This window comes from Actinophytocola sp. (assembly GCF_035942955.1).
Classification (GTDB): Bacteria; Actinomycetota; Actinomycetes; order Mycobacteriales; family Pseudonocardiaceae; genus DASYTH01.
In genome coordinates, this window is the sequence record NZ_DASZCQ010000260.1 from 1 (window position 1) to 2,335 (window position 2,335).

1 protein-coding gene and 2 pseudogenes are annotated in these 2,335 nt (G+C 67.5%); 1 reads left to right on the forward strand and 2 read right to left on the reverse strand.

The genetic code is table 11. The features are described 5' to 3' along the window. Positions 1-149 (reverse strand): annotated as a pseudogene (locus VGX25_RS26365) (endonuclease); the annotation flags it as partial. Positions 150-334: 185 nt separating this feature from the next. Between VGX25_RS26365 and VGX25_RS26370 the strand changes: the two are divergent. Further along, the gene (locus VGX25_RS26370; RefSeq protein WP_326920600.1) at positions 335-1,903 is read left to right on the forward strand and encodes an IS1182 family transposase; all 1,569 of its coding nucleotides are present in this window, start codon (positions 335-337) and stop codon (positions 1,901-1,903) included. Between the two features lie 186 nt (positions 1,904-2,089). Here VGX25_RS26370 and VGX25_RS26375 read toward each other — a convergent pair. After that, a pseudogene (locus tag VGX25_RS26375) lies at positions 2,090-2,335 on the reverse strand (ABC transporter ATP-binding protein); the annotation flags it as partial.

Consider the following 2,335-nt stretch of genomic DNA (forward strand, 5'->3'; position numbering starts at 1 on the left):
ATCCAGTTCAGCGGTTTGTAGGCGCGGTCGTCGGCGTGGATGCTCACTGACCCGTCGGCCTTGACCAGCAGCAGGCGATTGGCCACCGGCAGGTGGGCCGTGAGGCGTCCGACGTAGTTGACCTCGCATCGGGCGATCACCAGGCGCACGGTGCCCAGGCTAGGGCGACGATGTGACATCGTGGCGCTTCTAGGTGGCTGGTGTCTTTCGTGATCGCCCGGACTGGCGATCTTGTATGTAGGTGGCTGAGAATTACATCGTTGTAGTTCTTGCTGCTGGGGTGGTTGGGGTGTCGCTGGGACAGGCCGATCGTCAGGGTGACCTGCTTGATGATGTGACGCGTTTCTGTGACGAGGCGCTGCCGGAGAGTTCGATCTTTGTGGTGCTGCATCGGGAGCGGGAGCGGCTGTTCCCGGACGAGATGTTCGCTGATGTGTTCAGTGACAAGGGTCGCCGGTCGGTGCCGCCGTCGGTGGTGGCCACGGTGATGGTGCTGCAGCGCTTGGAAGGGTTGTCGGACCGGGACGCGGTGCAGCGGTACACCTTCGACGCGCGATGGCGGTATGCGGCCGGGGTGGGCGGCTACGACGGCACCGGGTGGGACCGGTTCACCCACACGGTGCTGGTAGACATGCGGGCCAGGCTGGCCACGTCCGGCGATCCGCGGCGGATCTTCACAGTGACGCTGGACGCCGCGTCCAAGGCGGGGCTGGTCGGGGTGAAACGGGTGCTGGACTCCACCCCGCTGTATGACGCGGTGGCCACGATGGACACGATCACGCTGATCCGCTCGGCGGTGCGTGGCCTGCTGCGCGTGGCCGGGACCGAGTTGGAGGCCGAGCTGCGTGGGGTGATCTCCAGTGGGGATGATTACGCCAGCAACGCCAAGCCGCACATCGACTGGGATGACGCCGCAGCCCGGGACGCGCTGATCGACTCTCAAGCCCGGGACGGCCAGGCGTGCCTGGCCCTCCTGGGCGGGCGCAAACTGGGCAAGGAGGTCGACCAGGCCAGTCAACTGCTGGCCACCGTGCTGGGTCAGGATCTGGAGACCACCGACGATGGCGCCTTCCGGATCGCCCAGCGGGTCGCCAAGGATCGGGTGATCTCCACGGTGGACCCCCAAGCCCGGCATGGACACAAGACGGTGGCCCGTGGGTTCGACGGGTACAAGGGCCACGCCGCGATCGACCCGGACAGCGAGATCATCACCGATACCGTGGTCAGTGCGGGCAACGTCGGCGACGCCACGGTGGCCGCCGACCTCATCGACGACCTGACCGGCACAACCGACACCGCAACGACCGACACCGCCGAGGGTGGGGGCGAGACCGACGAGCCGGCCGTGTACGGCGATGCGTCCTACGGCACCGGCGAGTTCCTCGACCAGCTGGCCAACCACGACATCGCAGCGCGGTGCAAGACCCAGGCACCCACCGCCTCAGGTGGCATGTTCACCAAGGATCGCTTCGACGTCGACCTGGACACCGACACCGTCACCTGCCCGAACGGGGCCACCGCCCCGATCCGCCGCAACAACGGCGGCGACGGCATCGCCTACTTCGGCGACACGTGCCGCGACTGCCCACTGCGCGTGCAGTGCACCAAGGCCCAGGGCGGGCGCACCGTCAACGTCGGCCGCTACGAGCACCGCCTCAGCCACACCCGCGCCCAGCAACAAGATCCGCGGTGGGTTGCCGACTACCGGGCCACCCGGCCCAAGGTCGAGCGCAAGCTGGCCCACCTGATGCGACACCACCACGGCGGACGCCGAGCCCGCATGCGCGGCACTACCAAGATCGACGCCGACTTCAACCTCCTCGCCGCCGCACACAATCTCGCCCGTCTGGCCAGGCTCGGGCTCCGCTTCACCGCCACAGGATGGGTCACAGCCACGCCATGACAGACCAACACGGCGCACCCAACCGACACCCGCGACCACCACAACAATCCAGACACCACGACCCACGAACAAACCCCCAGGAGCCCTAACAGCACGCACCACGAAACGGTTCACCAGCCCGACCACCGTCCGAAAAGGACGCCCCAGAGCACCTCGAATCACACCAGCCACCTAGGTGGGGAGGTGTCACATCGTCGCCAAAGGGACGGCCTCGTCCGCGAACTGGGTGTGGTAGAGCTCGGCATAGCGGCCGTCGGCTGCGAGCAGCTCGATGTGCGTACCCCGTTCGGCGATGCGGCCGTCCTCGACGACGAGGATCTGGTCCGCGGCCCGCACGGTGGACAGCCGATGGGCGATGATCAGCGCGGTGCGGTCGGCCAGCGCCTCGGTGAGTGCGGCCTGCACAGCGGCTTCGGACTCCGAGTCCAGGTG